The 13,804-nt window shown below is 65.2% G+C and carries 12 protein-coding genes; 4 read left to right on the top strand and 8 right to left on the bottom strand.

Annotated elements, in window-relative coordinates:
• From kdpA to ACVWWQ_RS08905, 3 genes are all read right to left on the bottom strand, one after another.
• Complete coding sequence (gene kdpA / locus ACVWWQ_RS08915) at positions 1–1,785, bottom strand: potassium-transporting ATPase subunit KdpA (RefSeq protein ID WP_133947995.1); 1,785 nt, start codon at positions 1,783–1,785, stop codon at positions 1–3.
• Positions 1,782–1,874 carry a K(+)-transporting ATPase subunit F gene (gene kdpF / locus ACVWWQ_RS08910; protein ID WP_133947997.1) on the bottom strand — a complete coding sequence of 31 codons (93 nt, stop codon included), beginning with the start codon at positions 1,872–1,874 and terminating at the stop codon, positions 1,782–1,784. Before kdpF ends, kdpA begins: the two co-directional genes overlap by 4 nt.
• A gap of 258 nt (positions 1,875–2,132) precedes the next feature.
• Entirely contained in the window at positions 2,133–3,107 is a 975-nt protein-coding gene (locus ACVWWQ_RS08905; RefSeq protein ID WP_133947999.1) for a DedA family protein/thiosulfate sulfurtransferase GlpE, read from the bottom strand.
• Between the two features lie 263 nt (positions 3,108–3,370).
• Here ACVWWQ_RS08905 and ACVWWQ_RS08900 point away from each other — a divergent pair, with 263 nt between their 5' ends.
• The 3 genes from ACVWWQ_RS08900 (at position 3,371) to ACVWWQ_RS08890 (ending at position 7,270) form a co-directional block, all read left to right on the top strand.
• Positions 3,371–5,584 carry a TonB-dependent receptor gene (locus ACVWWQ_RS08900; protein WP_457383363.1) on the top strand — a complete coding sequence of 738 codons (2,214 nt, stop codon included), beginning with the start codon at positions 3,371–3,373 and terminating at the stop codon, positions 5,582–5,584.
• Positions 5,585–5,648: 64 nt separating this feature from the next.
• A complete protein-coding gene (locus ACVWWQ_RS08895; protein WP_133949305.1) occupies positions 5,649–6,812 on the top strand; it encodes a sialidase family protein in 1,164 nt (387 codons plus the stop codon).
• Positions 6,812–7,270, top strand: coding sequence for a hypothetical protein (locus ACVWWQ_RS08890; protein WP_133948003.1), 459 nt, complete (start codon positions 6,812–6,814; stop codon positions 7,268–7,270). The genes ACVWWQ_RS08895 and ACVWWQ_RS08890 overlap by 1 nt, the downstream gene beginning before the upstream one ends.
• A gap of 86 nt (positions 7,271–7,356) precedes the next feature.
• Here the strand turns inward: ACVWWQ_RS08890 and ACVWWQ_RS08885 are convergent, their stop codons facing one another.
• The 3 genes from ACVWWQ_RS08885 to ACVWWQ_RS08875 are packed head-to-tail and all read right to left on the bottom strand — an operon-like array spanning position 7,357 to position 10,350.
• Positions 7,357–8,409, bottom strand: coding sequence for an isoaspartyl peptidase/L-asparaginase family protein (locus ACVWWQ_RS08885; RefSeq protein ID WP_457383362.1), 1,053 nt, complete (start codon positions 8,407–8,409; stop codon positions 7,357–7,359).
• A 47-nt stretch (positions 8,410–8,456) separates the two neighbouring features.
• Positions 8,457–9,992, bottom strand: coding sequence for a M56 family metallopeptidase (locus ACVWWQ_RS08880; protein WP_133948005.1), 1,536 nt, complete (start codon positions 9,990–9,992; stop codon positions 8,457–8,459).
• Positions 9,982–10,350, bottom strand: coding sequence for a BlaI/MecI/CopY family transcriptional regulator (locus ACVWWQ_RS08875; protein WP_099652554.1), 369 nt, complete (start codon positions 10,348–10,350; stop codon positions 9,982–9,984). The genes ACVWWQ_RS08880 and ACVWWQ_RS08875 overlap by 11 nt, the downstream gene beginning before the upstream one ends.
• Positions 10,351–10,550: 200 nt before the next feature.
• Between ACVWWQ_RS08875 and ACVWWQ_RS08870 the strand changes: the two genes are divergently transcribed.
• Positions 10,551–11,912, top strand: coding sequence for a 3-oxoacid CoA-transferase (locus tag ACVWWQ_RS08870; RefSeq protein WP_133948008.1), 1,362 nt, complete (start codon positions 10,551–10,553; stop codon positions 11,910–11,912).
• A gap of 61 nt (positions 11,913–11,973) precedes the next feature.
• Here ACVWWQ_RS08870 and ACVWWQ_RS08865 read toward each other — a convergent pair whose 3' ends face one another.
• Both ACVWWQ_RS08865 and ACVWWQ_RS08860 read right to left on the bottom strand, forming a co-directional pair.
• Positions 11,974–12,939: a sensor histidine kinase gene (locus ACVWWQ_RS08865; RefSeq protein WP_457383361.1), complete on the bottom strand. Its 966-nt coding sequence runs from the start codon at positions 12,937–12,939 to the stop codon at positions 11,974–11,976.
• Between the two features lie 82 nt (positions 12,940–13,021).
• Positions 13,022–13,753: a response regulator transcription factor gene (locus ACVWWQ_RS08860; RefSeq protein WP_099653325.1), complete on the bottom strand. Its 732-nt coding sequence runs from the start codon at positions 13,751–13,753 to the stop codon at positions 13,022–13,024.
• Between the last annotated feature and the right edge of the window lie 51 nt (positions 13,754–13,804).

Here is a 13,804-nt window from a genome sequence, read left to right as displayed (position 1 = left end):
TTAGTGCCCCATGGTGGACATGAGTTGCTCGGCGATCGGCCCCAGGGCCAGTGCCGGCAGGAAGGTGAGTGCGCCAACCACGATCACCACGCAGGCCAGCAGCGTGACGAACAGCGGCGTGTGCGTGGGCAAGGTGCCGGCGGATTCGGGCACGTGGCGCTTGGCCGCCAGCGAACCGGCCATGGCCAGCATCGCGATGGCAAGCGGGAACCGGGCCAGGAACATGCACGCGCCCAGCAGCGCATTCCAGAACGGCGTATTCGCCGAGAGCCCCGCGAAGGCGCTGCCGTTATTGTTCGAGGCCGAGGTGACCGCGTACAGCATTTCACTGAAACCGTGCGCCCCGGGATTCGCCACGCCCGCCGCGCCGGCCGGCACCATCACCGCGATCGCCGTGCCGATCACCACCAGAGCGCAGGGGATCAGCACCGCCAGGCTGGCCATCTTCATCTCGTGCGCCTCGATCTTCTTGCCGAGATATTCCGGCGTGCGACCGACCATCAATCCGGCGATGAACACCGCCACCACGGCGAACGCGAGCATGCCGTACAGGCCCGAGCCGACGCCACCGAAGATCACCTCGCCCAGCTGCATCAGCCACATCGGAATCATCCCGCCCAGCGGCGTGAACGAGTCATGCATCGCATTGACCGCGCCGCACGAGGCGGCCGTGGTGATCGCCGCGAACAGGCCGCTGGAGGCGATGCCGAAGCGGGTTTCCTTGCCTTCCATGTTGCCGCCGGCCTGCAGCGCCGACGCGTGGGCATCGACCGCCAGGCCGTGCAGTGCGGGATTACCGGCCTGCTCCGCCGCCACCAGCGCGATCGCCAGCGGCACGAAGATCACCAGCATCGTGGCCAGGATCGCCCGGCCCTGGCGCCGATCGCCCACCAGCCGGCCGAACATCACGCACAGGCCGCCCGGGATCAGGAAGATCGCCAGCATCTCGATGAAGTTGGAGAACGGTGTGGGGTTCTCGTACGGGTGCGCCGAGTTGGTGTTGAAGAAACCGCCACCGTTGGTGCCCAGATGCTTGATCGCGATCTGCGAGGCGGCCGGGCCCATCGGCAGGGTCTGCGTGGTGACCGCCGTGCGGGTGATGACATCGCGGCCGGCCGGATCCTTCACCGTCGCGGCATAGCTGGTGGTCTGCGCCACCGGCACATCCACATACGCATGGAAGTTCTGCACCACGCCCTGCGAAACCAGCAACAAGGTCATCAGCAGCGACAGCGGCACCAGCACGTACAGGGTGCTGCGCGTCAGGTCGACCCAGAAGTTGCCCAGTCCCTTCGCACTGCGGCGGGCAAAGCCACGAACCACCGCCACCAGCACCGCGATGCCGGTCGCGGCCGAGAGGAAGTTCTGCACTGCCATGCCCATCATCTGGGTCAGGTAGCTCATCGTCGTCTCGCCGCCGTAGCCCTGCCAGTTGGTGTTGGTGACAAAGCTGATCGCGGTATTCATCGCCGAATCCGCCGACACCGCGCCGAAGTGCTGCGGATTCAACGGCAACCAGCCCTGGACGCGCTGCAGGACGAACACCGCCAGCACGCCGAGCACGTTGAACAGCAGCATGGCCAGCGCATAACGCTTCCAGCCCATGTCCTCGCTCGGGCTGATGCCGCACAGCCGATAGATGCCGCGCTCCACCCGGCCACCGAAGCGGGTCACGCCATTGGGCGCATCGGCAAACACCAGCGCCATGTAGCTGCCGACCGGCTTCACCAGCAGCAGCAACACCGCCAGGAACAGGCCGATCTGGACAAGATCATTGGTGGTCATTCGAACCACTCCGGCTTGAGCAGGGCCACGCACAGGTAGCCGGCAAGGGCCACCGCGATCAGCCCCGCGAGGAGATAGAGAACATTCATGGAAGGACACTCATGCGGAATGGCGGAAAAAGGTGGCAGACGCGCTCAGGGGCGCGAGCCGAGCCGATCGCAGATCAGCAGGAAGCCGAGCGCGGCAGCGCTCAGCACAAGCAGGAACAACAGGCAGACAAGATCCATGGCGTCGACGCTCCGATAGGGACGACGCGCACTGTAGAAAGTGCCGTATAAGAACGGGGTATCGCTTTGGCCGCTTCGCGTATAGAACGCGTAAAGTCTTGAGGCGCCGCAGTGACGGGATCAGGCGATCGCGCGCACGCCTGTGTCATCGGCCATCGCCGGCAGCCGCTCGATGCCATAGCCAGCCGCATCCCACGCTTCCAGCCCGCCAAGCAGCGGGCGTACACGTCGGTAGCCCTGACTGATCAGCACTTTGGCGACCCGCGCGGCGGAGACCTCGTTCGGGCAATTGCAATACACGACCAGCTCGCGATCGAGCGGAATGTCGTGCGCACGAGGGTCGATGCGACCCTCATCGAGCAGCAGGGCGCCAGGCAGTACGCGGGAATCCAGCAGGCGTGATCCGGCCGCGCGCACATCGAGCACCACCGGCGCCCGTGCCGACTGCAACGCCTGATGCAATTCATCCACCGAAATGCGCGCCATGCGCAGCGTGCGCAGCAACTGCCGGCGCTGCCACCAGCGCGCCAGGATGTACAACGCCAGCACGACCAGCATCGCCTCCAGCGCCATCGTGCCGGCGCTCGCGATCGCCGCCAGCAGCGTGTCGATCTGCGCGGCAAACACGTAACCCAGCCCGATCGCCACGGTCGCCCACAGCAGCGAACCGACGCCATCGAACAGCAGAAACCGCGAAAACGGCAGGCCCATAGCGCCAGTCAGCGGCGGCGCCACGGTGGACAATCCCGGCACGAACTTGGCAATCAGCAGGATCTGTCCGCGCCAGCGCTGGAAGTGCAGCTCGGAGCGCTCCACGCAGGAATCCGGCGACAGCGAAATGCGGCACAGCAGGCGCATCACGCCGCCGCCGTAACGCCGACCCGCGGCAAACCAGACTGCATCGCTGATCAACGAGGCCACCACGGCAACCAGCACGACCGCCAGCAACGGCACTTGGCCGCCCGCGGCCAGCGCACCCGCCACCACCAGCGTCGGCACCGCCGGCACGGGAGCACCCAACTGAGTCACCAGCACGTTGAAAAACACCAGCAACACGCCGTACTGGGCCATCAATGCGATGATTTCATGAGCCATGACAGCGTTACCCGATGCAGCAAGACCGCGAGAGCCCATGATTGGGCCGCCGCCCGGCTATTGCAAACACTTGCGCAGCGCGTGCGCTTCGCACGCCGGCTCCGGGCACCTTTCGGTGCGCGTGCGCGTCCCATGGCTGCACTGCTGCGACAACTCGCCATCTGTCGCGCGCGGAGCAGAGGACTATCCTTGCAACCCTAGACCCACATCCAGAGTATCGCTTGAACGCCCTCCCGCTTGGTCTTTGCACCCTCGCCGTCGTCATGACGGCCGGCCCCCTGCTCGCTGCCGACACGCCGCCGCAAACCACCACCCTCACGCCCATATCCGTGCATGCCAGTGACAGCATGGTGATGGAAACACCGAGCGTGCAGGTGCGCATCAAGCGGCAGAAGCTGCAGCAGCAGAACGTCACCGAGAGCGCCGACGCACTGAAGTACGCGCCGAACCTGATGGTGCGCAAGCGTTACATCGGTGATCCGAATGCGGTGATCAGCGGCCGCAACGCCGGCACCCTGCAAAGCGCACGCAGTCTGGTGTATGCCGATGGCCTGCTGCTGTCCAACCTGATGACCAACGGTTACGACGGCGCGCCGCGCTGGGGCATGGTGGCGCCGCAGGAGATCGGTGCGGTCGACATTCTGTACGGCCCCTACTCCGCGCTATATCCGGGCAACTCGCTGGGCACGACCGTGCTCATTCACACCGTGCTGCCCGAACGCCTGACTGCCAGTGTGAGCACCCAGCTCTTCAACCAGGACTATCACGACGCCTACGGTGCCGGCGGCCACTACAACGGCCATCAGGCCGCGGCCACGCTGGGCAACAAGCAGGGGCGCTGGAGTTGGCTGCTCACGTACAGCCGGCTCGACAACCACGGCCAACCGATGCAATACGCCACGGCCAAGGCCGGCGGTGACCCCGCCACGGCCGTGCCGGTCAGCGGCGCGGTGCTGGATCGCAATCCGAATGGCTCATCCCGACTGGTCTACGGCGCGAACAGCATCGAACACACGGTGCAGGACCAGGCCAAGTTGAAAGTCGGCGTGGATATCAACGACCACGTCGCCGCGCTGTTCACCGTCGGCTGGTGGCACAACCGCGCCGAAGACTCCACCCGCAGCCTGATCCGCGATCGCAACGGCAACCCGGTCAGCGCCGGCACCATCAGCGCCGGCGGGCAAACCTGGATCTTGCCAGCCAGCGGCCTGGCGCCGAGTTCGGCCAGTGATACGCACATGCTGTACGGCGTGGAGTTGAACGGCCATCTGGACAATGGCTGGCGTTGGACGGCCGTGGCCAGCCATTACGACTTTCTGCGTTCGCTGGCCAACACCGCCAGCTTCGCCGAACCCGGCACGCCGACCGGAGGTCCCGGCACGGTCGCGAACAAAGCGGGCTCGGGCTGGGATACGCTGGATCTGCGCAGTTCCGGCCCGATCGGCGACCGCCACCAACTGTATGCCGGCGTGCATGGCGATCGCTACGTGCTGGACAGCCAGGTGCACAACGCCAGCCATTGGCAAGGCGATGCCGACGGCTCGCTGGTCAGCGCGTTTGCCGGCCGTACCCAGACCCGCGCCCTGTACCTGCAGGATGTGTGGAGCTTCGCCGATGCCTGGGCGCTGACCCTGGGTGGCCGGCTGGAGCAATGGCGTGCCTACGGCGGCCTGCGCGGCAGCGCCAGCACCACGCTGCGCTATGCCGATCGCCAGCGCACCGACTTTTCACCCAAGGCCGCGCTGAGCTGGGACTTCGCCGAGGACTGGGAGTTGCGCCTCGCCCACGGCAAGGCGGTGCGCTACCCGACCGTGAACGAGCTGTTCCAGGGCAGCCTGTCGGCCAACGCCATCGTCAACAACAATCCGGATCTCAAGCCCGAGATCGACGAATCCACCGACCTCACGCTGAACCGCCATCTGGCGAACGGCCACTGGCGAGTCTCGCTGTACCAGGATCGCATCGCCAATTCGCTGTACTCGCAGACCGACATCACGGTCACCCCCACCGTCACCAGCGTGCAGAACATCGACCGCATGCGCAGTCGCGGGATCGAGGGCGAAATCAGCCTCGCCAACCTGTGGCTCGACGGACTCGACGTGCAGGCCAGCCTGGCCTTCAACAATGCCAGGACGCTGGACGACAGTCAGTACCCTCTGGCCAACGGCAAGTACTTTCCGCGCATACCCAAGGTTCGCGCCAGCGTCTTCGCCGACTACCGTTTCGCCCCGCAGTGGGACGCCTCGCTGGGCATCCGTCACTCCGGCCGCCAGTACGGCTCGCTGGACAACAGCGATTACGTGGACAGCTACGGCGCCGTGAGCAGCTTCACCGTGGCCGACGCCAAACTGCGCTGGAAGTTCGCTCCGGGATGGACCGCGGCGCTCGGCGTCGACAACCTCACCAATGAAAGCTACTGGGTCTACCATCCCTACGCCGGCCGCACCTGGTTCGGTGAGCTGCGCTGGGAGTTGTGACGGCTCATCCCGACCCTCGCCCGCGCTGCAGGAGAGGAGCGAACCCGAAGATCGAGGAATGTCTATGCGCTACCTGCTGATCATCCTGCTCTGCCTGTTCCCGTCCGTGCTGCTGGCGAACGATGGCATGCACATGGACATGCCCAAAGGGCCCGAACTGGGCGCCAGCGCCGCCTTCGACAGCCATGGCCGGCTGTATCTGGTGGATGCCGCGGACGGCCACGTGCGACTGCGCCACTCCGACGATGACGGCCGCACGCTGAGTGCGCCGGTCGAGGTGAATGCGCAAGCCGAGCGCATTTACGCCGAGGGCGAGAACCGACCCAAGATCGCGTTCGGACCGCATGACGAACTCTACGTCAGCTGGTCGCAACCCCGTGCCCAGCCGTACACCGGCTTCGTTCGTTTCGCCCATTCCGTGGATCGTGGCGAGCACTTCTCCCCACCGATCACCGTGCATCACGACCGCGCCGAAATCACCCACCGCTTCGATGCCCTTGCCGTCGACGGCAGGGGCCGCATCGTGATCGCCTGGATCGACAAGCGTGACCTGACCGCTGCCACCGCCGCCGGCAAGCCCTATCTGGGTGCCGCGGTCTATTACAGCTGGTCGGACGACGGCGGCAAAAGCTTCGTGCCCGAACGCAAGCTGGTCGATCAGAGCTGCGAATGCTGTCGCATCGCGCTGGCACGCATGCCGGACGGACAGATCGCCGCGTTCTTCCGCAGCATCTACGGCGACAACATCCGCGACCACGCCTTTGCCGTGCTGCGTACCGACGGCAAGCCCAGCCAGGTCGAGCGCGCCACCTTCAGTGACTGGCACATCGCCGGCTGCCCGCACCACGGCCCCGGCCTGGCGATCGGCAACGACGGTATCCGCCACGCCGTGTGGTACGAGGCGAAGGAGGCGCCGACGATCCACTATGGCCAACTCGACCCCGGCCATCCGCCGAAGCATCCGCTGGTCATCGCCGGCATGGGCGCCAGTCATGCGGACGTGGCGGTGCATGACCACACGGTGTGGGTAGTGTGGAATCAGGTCAATGCCAACGGGTACGCGCTGGTACTGCGCCGTTCCACTGACAACGGCGCACACTTCGACGCTGCCCGTGAAATCGCGCGCAGCAGCGGTGCAGTGGGTTCACCGCAGCTGCTGCAGAAGCAGGGGCGTGCGTTTGCGGCGTGGAATACCGCCACAGGCTTCCGCCTGGTGGAGGTCAAGTGATGACGCGCTGGTTCCTCGCCCTCGCCCTGCTGCTGCCGGCACTGGCGAATGCCGGATCATTGAAGCCCCTGTCTGCCGCCGACATTCCCGCGCTGCTGCAACCGCCCGCACACGGCGAGCGGATCATCGCGCTGTGGGCGCTCGACTGCGCGTATTGCGAACCGAATCTGGAAGCACTGGCCGGACTGCAGCGCCAGCATCCGGACAACATTGAGCTGGTGATCGTCACCACCGACAGCATCGAGCAACGCGCAGCGATTGAGTCGCGCCTGCGCGGCATGAAGATGGACGTCTATCCGAATCGCGCCTATGCCGAAGCCTCGCCCGAGCACATCAACTTCCTGCTCGACCCGACCTGGGGTGGCGAAACCCCGCGCGTGTTGTTGATCCGCGCCGATGGCAGCCGGCTCGGCATCAGCGGCGCGTTGACCCCGGCGCAGCTGCACAAACTGCTGTAGGAGCGCACCCTGTGCGCGATGCTTTTCGTCATGTGACGAAGAGCTATCGCGCACAGGGTGCGCTCCTACAAAAGCGGCGTTATGCGCTACGGCTGCGCGATGCTTTCGGCGGGTGCCGGCTCCGGCTTCTCGGCGGTGCCGTCGTCTTCGTCGTCGTAGAGCGCCACATGGGGCACGCCGTCGGCGCCGATCCAGCCACGATACATGCCGTCGGTGTTGAACGGGATCGAAATGTGGCCCTGCGCATCCAGCGCGATCGCACCGCCGTTGCCGCCCATCGACGGAATTTCCTGGTTGATCACTTCGGCCGCGGCGCGCTTGATCGGCACGCGCATCTGGGTGACCTTCATGCAGATTTCGTGCGCGGCGACAGTGCGCTGGTAGAACTCGCCCCAGCCCGTGGCAGACACGGCGCAACCGGAATTCGCGTAGGTACCTGCGCCGATGATCGGCGAGTCGCCGATGCGGCCCCAGCGCTTGTCGGTCATGCCCCCGGTCGAAGTGCCGGCGGCCAGGTGACCCTCCGCATCCAGCGCCACCGAACCGACGGTACCAAAGTGTTTGGCCGTCTCTTCATCGGCATGCGGTTGCTTCGCGGCGTCTTCCTTCAGCGCCCGCTGCAGTTGCTGCCAGCGCGCGTCAGTGCGGAAATAGGCCGGATCGACCAGCGGCATGCCGACGCTTTGCGCAAAAGCCTCCGCACCCGTGCCGGACAACATCACGTGCGGTGACTGCTCCATCACCGCACGCGCCAGCAGGATTGGATTCTTCACCCGCTGCACGCCCGCCACCGCACCGGCGCGCCGCGTGTAGCCGTCCATGATCGCCGCATCCAGCTCATTGGTGCCGTCGTGGGTGAACACCGCGCCCTTGCCGGCATTGAAGTTCGGATCGTCCTCCAGCACGGTGATGGCCGCCGTCACCGCATCCAGGGCCGAATTGCCGGTCGTGAGCTGGGCGTAACCGCTCTGCAAAGCCTGCGTCATCGCCGCACGCACAGCCTGCTCCCTGGCGGGCGTCATGTCCCGCTTGATCACGCCGGCACCGCCGTGGATCACCAGGACGGGTGTAACAGCGGCATGGCTCGTGGCGGCCATACCGAGGGTGGCCAGGACAACAAACAGATGGTGCGGCTTCACGAAACTCTCCCGGTCAGTGGCCGGGAGAGTATAGCCAGCCCTGTGGGCTACTTCGGCTCGAAGCGTGCCTGCTTGCCGTCCAGCACCAGCTTCAGTCCGGCCAGGTCGGCTACCTGCTGCAATGCCGTCCCTGCCGGCATGTCATTGAAGGACAGCGAGACCGGCGCGCGCGCCAGGGCGTCGGGGTTGACCAGCGTCCAGCCCGCTTTCGCGGCGATCGACTCGGCCACCGCGAGTGCCGTGCCGTTCTTGACGTGTTCGGTCACCTTGACCGGTGACGCTTCGGCCATCGCGCGCGCCGGACAACCCGCCTGCGGCGTGAGGTCGATGACGTACGTCTGTTTGCCATCCACAGCCGTACCGGTGCGATGAAGCGTCTTGCCAAGCGTGCCGTGCAGCACGTCATGCGTCACCGGCTGCATGCCGGCGCGGGTCACGGCAAGATCGATGCGCAGCTGTCCATCCCCTGCGGGGACGGTCGTGGTCTGCACCTCGAAGTCGCCGACGCTCGCGGTGGCGACCTTGCCGGGAGCGACGCACAACGCAAACTGCGCCGCCTCCGTATGGCGCTTGTGACCGTCGTCGTTCGCCAGCTCGATCATCATGTCCAACTGGTAGTCGGAACCCTGGCCGTTCTGAACGGGTGGCGATGCCTGGGGCGCGCTGGCGGCATAGACCGAGCCGGCCACGACGATGGCGAGTGCGCAACCGGCGATCAAGCCGGCGTGTCGGCGTGGACGGTTGGGTGCAGGCATTTTCAACATGGCGATACGCTCCGCAAGTGGATGACGAGGGGACCACGCGCAACCCACCGGCAACGCGAAGGCGGCCGATTGGGTCTTCAACATCGCATGGGCATAGCGGCGACGATGCGCGCCGTGCTTGCGCAGCACGACGGCATCACAAGCCAGTTCCTGATCGTGACGCAGCGCCGACAGCGCCCACCACGCCAGGGGATGGAACCAGTACAAAGCCAGCACCAGCTGCGCCAGCAGGCACCACCATCCGTCGCGACGTCGCGCATGGGCGCTCTCGTGGGCGAGAATCAATGCCTGCTCGGCGACGTCGTAGCGATGTTCGAAATCGGATGGCAGCACGATGCGACTCCGCCATGCACCCACCAGCGCCGGCCCCACATCATTGGCTGCCGCGCGCACCACCAGCCAGCGTGATGAGGCACCGGCTACCGGCTCGGCGCCGATCAGGCGACGGTGATAGCGCCACTGCGCCCAAGCCGCCAGCAACAGGAAAGACACCACACCCGCGCACCAGATCAAGATGGTCACGCTGCGCCAATCCGTGCCGGTGGCGGAAATGGCCTGGACGGGCAGCGCATCGGCCGCCGAGACAATCCGGTAGACCGCCGCGGAGAGTGTCGTGTTGTTTGCGCCGGACGCATGCGGCAACTGACTGGCCAGCATCGCCAACGGTGGCAGCAGCCACAGCTGGAAGGCACGTTCGGTGCCGAAGAATCGGCGGCAGGGTCGACGCAGCACGGCCACCAACAGCACGGCAGCGGTGAACGCAAGCGCGAGCAGCCAGCCGCGACCGAGCCAGTCGACGGCCATCAGGTCACTGGTCATCGTCGAGCTCCTTGAGCAGCTTGCGCAGTTCGGCGATGTCCTTCTTCGACAGCTTGCGCTGCTCGGAGAAGTGCGCGACCAGCGGGGCCACGCGACCGCCGAACAGGCGATCGAGCAAGCCCTTGCTCTCCTGCTGCACGTATTGCTCGCGCGCAAGCAGCGGCGTGTAGAGATAGCGGCGGCCGTCGCGTTCGGCATGCACCGCCTTTTTGCGCAGCAGCCGGTTGAGCAGGGATTTCACCGTGCCCTCCTGCCAGTTTTGCGCGGGGCCCACTTCGGCCAGGATCTCTTCGGCCGTGCGTGGCGCTTCGCGCCAGAGCACATCCATCACGACTGCCTCGGCTTCACTGATTGCCATGAGTCACCGTTTACGTGTGTAAGTGATGATCATGTTTACATGCGTAATTGGTTGCGTCAAGCGCTTGCTCTCCCCCTGTCGTCCGCTGCAAAGCGGGCAGGAAGACGGCGACCTGTCTGGCTTGCGACCTTGGTACAAGGCCGGTCAAGGTCAATCCGTCGTATCCTTGGCAGCTGACTCTCCACGAGAAAGGCACAGCAATGGACAAGGTTTACCCGAGTGCGGCGAAAGCCCTTGATGGCCTGTTGTTCGATGGCATGACGATCGCAGCGGGCGGTTTCGGCCTGTGCGGCATCCCCGAGAACCTGATCGGTGCCTTGCTGGCAGCCGGCACCCGGGATCTGACCATCGTCGGCAACAACGCCGGCGTGGACGATTTCGGCATGGGTCCGCTGCTGAAGACCCACCAGGTCAAGCGCGTATACGCCTCCTACGTGGGCGAGAACAAGGAGTTCGAGCGGCAGACACTGGCCGGCGAACTGGAGCTGCACCTGACCCCGCAGGGCACGCTGGCCGAGAAGCTGCGCGCCGGCGGCGCTGGCATCCCCGGCTTTTACACGCGCACCGCGTTCGGCACCAAGCTGGCCGAGGGCAAGGAGACCAAGGTCTTCCACGGCAAGGAATACGTGCTGGAGGAATCCATCACCGCCGACCTGTCGATCGTCAAGGCGTGGAAGGGTGACGCGCACGGCAACCTGGTGTTCCGCGAGACCGCGCGCAACTTCAACCCGATGATCGCCACCTGCGGCAAGGCCTGCGTGGCCGAGGTCGAGCACCTGGTGCCCGTCGGTGAGCTGGATCCGAACAACATCCACGTGCCGGGCATCTATGTCGATCGCATCGTGCAGGGCGAAAAGTACGAGAAACGGATCGAGTTCCGCACCATCTCCGGGGTGGCTGCCGGCAAGGAGAACCCGACCCGCACGGCGATGGCACAGCGCGCCGCGCAGGAACTGCAGGATGGTTTCTACGTGAACCTGGGCATCGGCATTCCGACCATGGTGGCCAATCACATTCCGGCTGGCGTCAACGTCACCTTGCAGTCGGAGAACGGCCTGCTCGGCATCGGCCCGTTCCCGGCCGAAGACCAGCTCGATCCCGACCTGATCAACGCGGGCAAGCAGACCATCACCACCCTGCCCGGCTCCAGCTTTTTCTCCAGCGCCGACTCGTTCGCGATGATCCGCGGCGGCCACATCGACCTGTCGATCCTCGGCGGTCTGGAAGTTTCCGCGCACGGCGATCTGGCCAACTGGATGGTGCCGGGCAAGATGGTCAAGGGCCCGGGTGGCGCGATGGATCTGGTCAGCGGCGTCAAGCGCGTGGTGGTGCTGATGGAGCACTGCGCGAAGGACGGCAGCCCGAAGATCAAGACCGAGTGCGACCTGCCGCTGACCGGCAAGCAGGTGGTGGATCTGATCATCACCGACCTGTGCGTGTTCTCGGTGGAGAAAGGCAAGGGCCTGACCCTGATCGAACTCAACGACGGCGTCAGCCTGGATGACGTGAAGGCGAAGACCGGCTGCGATTTCAAGGTCGCGCCGTCGCTGCAGAAACGTTGAGTCCACGTTTCCATGGGCAGCCACTTTTCCTGGTGGCTGCCCGCGACCACGCCATGACCTTTTAGCGGGGGGCGGAAGCCGCAGCCACGGCGTCCGCCGGCAGCGGATTCGGAAAGCGGATGCTGGCGATATTGTCCCTGCCCGGAGTGGTTTCCAGCTCCAGCGGCCACGCAAAGCGGTCGCTGATGCGCTGCGCGATGGCCAGTTCAAACCCGTGCCGATCAACGCTTTCATCCCGGATCGGATGAGCTGCCGTATGCCCGCTTGATGCGTGAATCTGGTTGCGCACGCTGACCATGCCGGGAAGCACCGTGATCACCACGCTGCCCTGCTCGGTCTGCTGCGAGGCATTCCGGATCAGTTGCCAACACAATACCGACAGGGCCTGTGGTGAACCTTGCAGGGCAAATCGCGCCGGCTCTTCCAGCGTCAACACAATCGGTCGTCCGGAAAGCATCTCGCGGGCGGCCTCGATTTCCTCGCGCAGTACGTCGTTGACGATGAAATGCCGATCGTCGGCCGGGCTGTCAGCCTCCCGCGCCAACACCAGCAAGGCCTCCACCAGCACTTCCATTTCGCGCGTGGCCCGCTTGATGCGCCGGACCGAACGGGCGCCGAACTCGCTCAGCCCCTCTTCCTCGGCCAGCATGTCCACCGACATCTTGATCACGGTGAGCGGACTGCGCAGTTCATGGCTGGCGTCGCGGGTGAAGTTGCGCTCGCGCTGGTTGAAGCTGGCCAGTCGCACGGCAAAGCCGTGCAAACCCCGCGTCAGCGAGGCGACGTCGGCGTCCGTATGCGCTGACAATTGCTCCACCTTGAGCAAGCCCGGATCCGGTGCCTGACCATCCCAGCGATTGACCACGCGGGCCAGTGCGCGCACCGGTCGCCACTCGCGCCGCGTGATGAACCAGGCCAGCGCCGTGATGATCACGATGACCGCGATCACCATATGCGTGGGAACGACGCTGTACATGCCCAGCACGCAGACGAAAACCACCGTCACGAATTGCAACGCGAAGACCATGGCGATGCGTCGGCGAAAGGCTCCCACCCGCGATGTCACTGCGTTGACCCTGCTATCCATTACCTTTTTTTACCGTCCCGTGTCACGCCGTCTCGGGCGAAGAGGCGACTTCGGATTCCAGATCCGCAAGGCGATAACCCGCTGAATGGATGGTATGTAGCAGGGGGCGTGCGAAGGGTTTGTCGATGACCCGCCGCAGATTGTAGAGATGCGACCTCAAAGTATCCGAGTCCGGCAGGGTATCACCCCAGATTTCGCGCTCGATATCGCGCCGGCTGACCACGCGCGGCGACTCGCGCATCAGGATCGCAAGCAGCTTCAGGCCAATCGGCGACACGGTCAGCTCCTGGCCGTCTCGGGTCAGTTGCAGGGTGGCGGTATCCAGCGTCATGTCGCCCACCGTCAGCACCTCGGTGGACACCTGGCGTCGGTCGCGACGGATCAGGGCGCGTACGCGCGCTTCGAGCTCGCGCACTTCGAATGGCTTGACCAGATAGTCGTCGGCGCCCGCCTCAAGCCCGGCCAGCTTGTCTTCCAGCGTGTCACGCGCCGTCAGCATCAGCACCGGCGTGGATTTTTTCGCATCCTTGCGCAGCTTGCGGCAAACCTCCAGCCCGTCCAGACCCGGCAGCATGAGATCCAGCACCAGTACGTCGTAGCTGTTGGATACCGCCAGGTGCAGGCCGCTGACGCCATCGGCCGCGTAGTCCACTGAATAGCCGCGGCGCTCGAGAAACTCGCCCACCATCTCGGCAATCTGGCGATTGTCTTCCACCAGCAGGATCAGTCCGGCTTGTTCGTCGTGTACGGTCATGTCGTCTTTCCCCATCTGCGATTTCACATAAGTGAAGATGAAAGCGATCGC

The organism is Rhodanobacter sp. TND4EL1, assembly GCF_054061035.1.
Note: the sequence above shows the minus strand (reverse complement) of the source record. Positions and strands in the feature narration are given on the sequence as shown.

Bases quoted from the DNA above. Each gene is read 5' to 3' on its own strand.
- ACVWWQ_RS08860 (WP_099653325.1), bottom strand. From the start codon at position 13,753: ATGACCGTACACGACGAACAAGCCGGACTGATCCTGCTGGTGGAAGAC.
- kdpF (WP_133947997.1), bottom strand. From the start codon at position 1,874: ATGAATGTTCTCTATCTCCTCGCGGGGCTGATCGCGGTGGCCCTTGCC.
- ACVWWQ_RS08875 (WP_099652554.1), bottom strand. From the start codon at position 10,350: ATGGCAATCAGTGAAGCCGAGGCAGTCGTGATGGATGTGCTCTGGCGC.
- ACVWWQ_RS08880 (WP_133948005.1), bottom strand. From the start codon at position 9,992: ATGACCAGTGACCTGATGGCCGTCGACTGGCTCGGTCGCGGCTGGCTG.
- ACVWWQ_RS08890 (WP_133948003.1), top strand. From the start codon at position 6,812: ATGACGCGCTGGTTCCTCGCCCTCGCCCTGCTGCTGCCGGCACTGGCG.
- ACVWWQ_RS08905 (WP_133947999.1), bottom strand. From the start codon at position 3,107: ATGGCTCATGAAATCATCGCATTGATGGCCCAGTACGGCGTGTTGCTG.
- ACVWWQ_RS08900 (WP_457383363.1), top strand. From the start codon at position 3,371: ATGACGGCCGGCCCCCTGCTCGCTGCCGACACGCCGCCGCAAACCACC.
- ACVWWQ_RS08870 (WP_133948008.1), top strand. From the start codon at position 10,551: ATGGACAAGGTTTACCCGAGTGCGGCGAAAGCCCTTGATGGCCTGTTG.
- ACVWWQ_RS08865 (WP_457383361.1), bottom strand. From the start codon at position 12,939: ATGGTCTTCGCGTTGCAATTCGTGACGGTGGTTTTCGTCTGCGTGCTG.
- ACVWWQ_RS08895 (WP_133949305.1), top strand. From the start codon at position 5,649: ATGCGCTACCTGCTGATCATCCTGCTCTGCCTGTTCCCGTCCGTGCTG.
- kdpA (WP_133947995.1), bottom strand. From the start codon at position 1,785: ATGACCACCAATGATCTTGTCCAGATCGGCCTGTTCCTGGCGGTGTTG.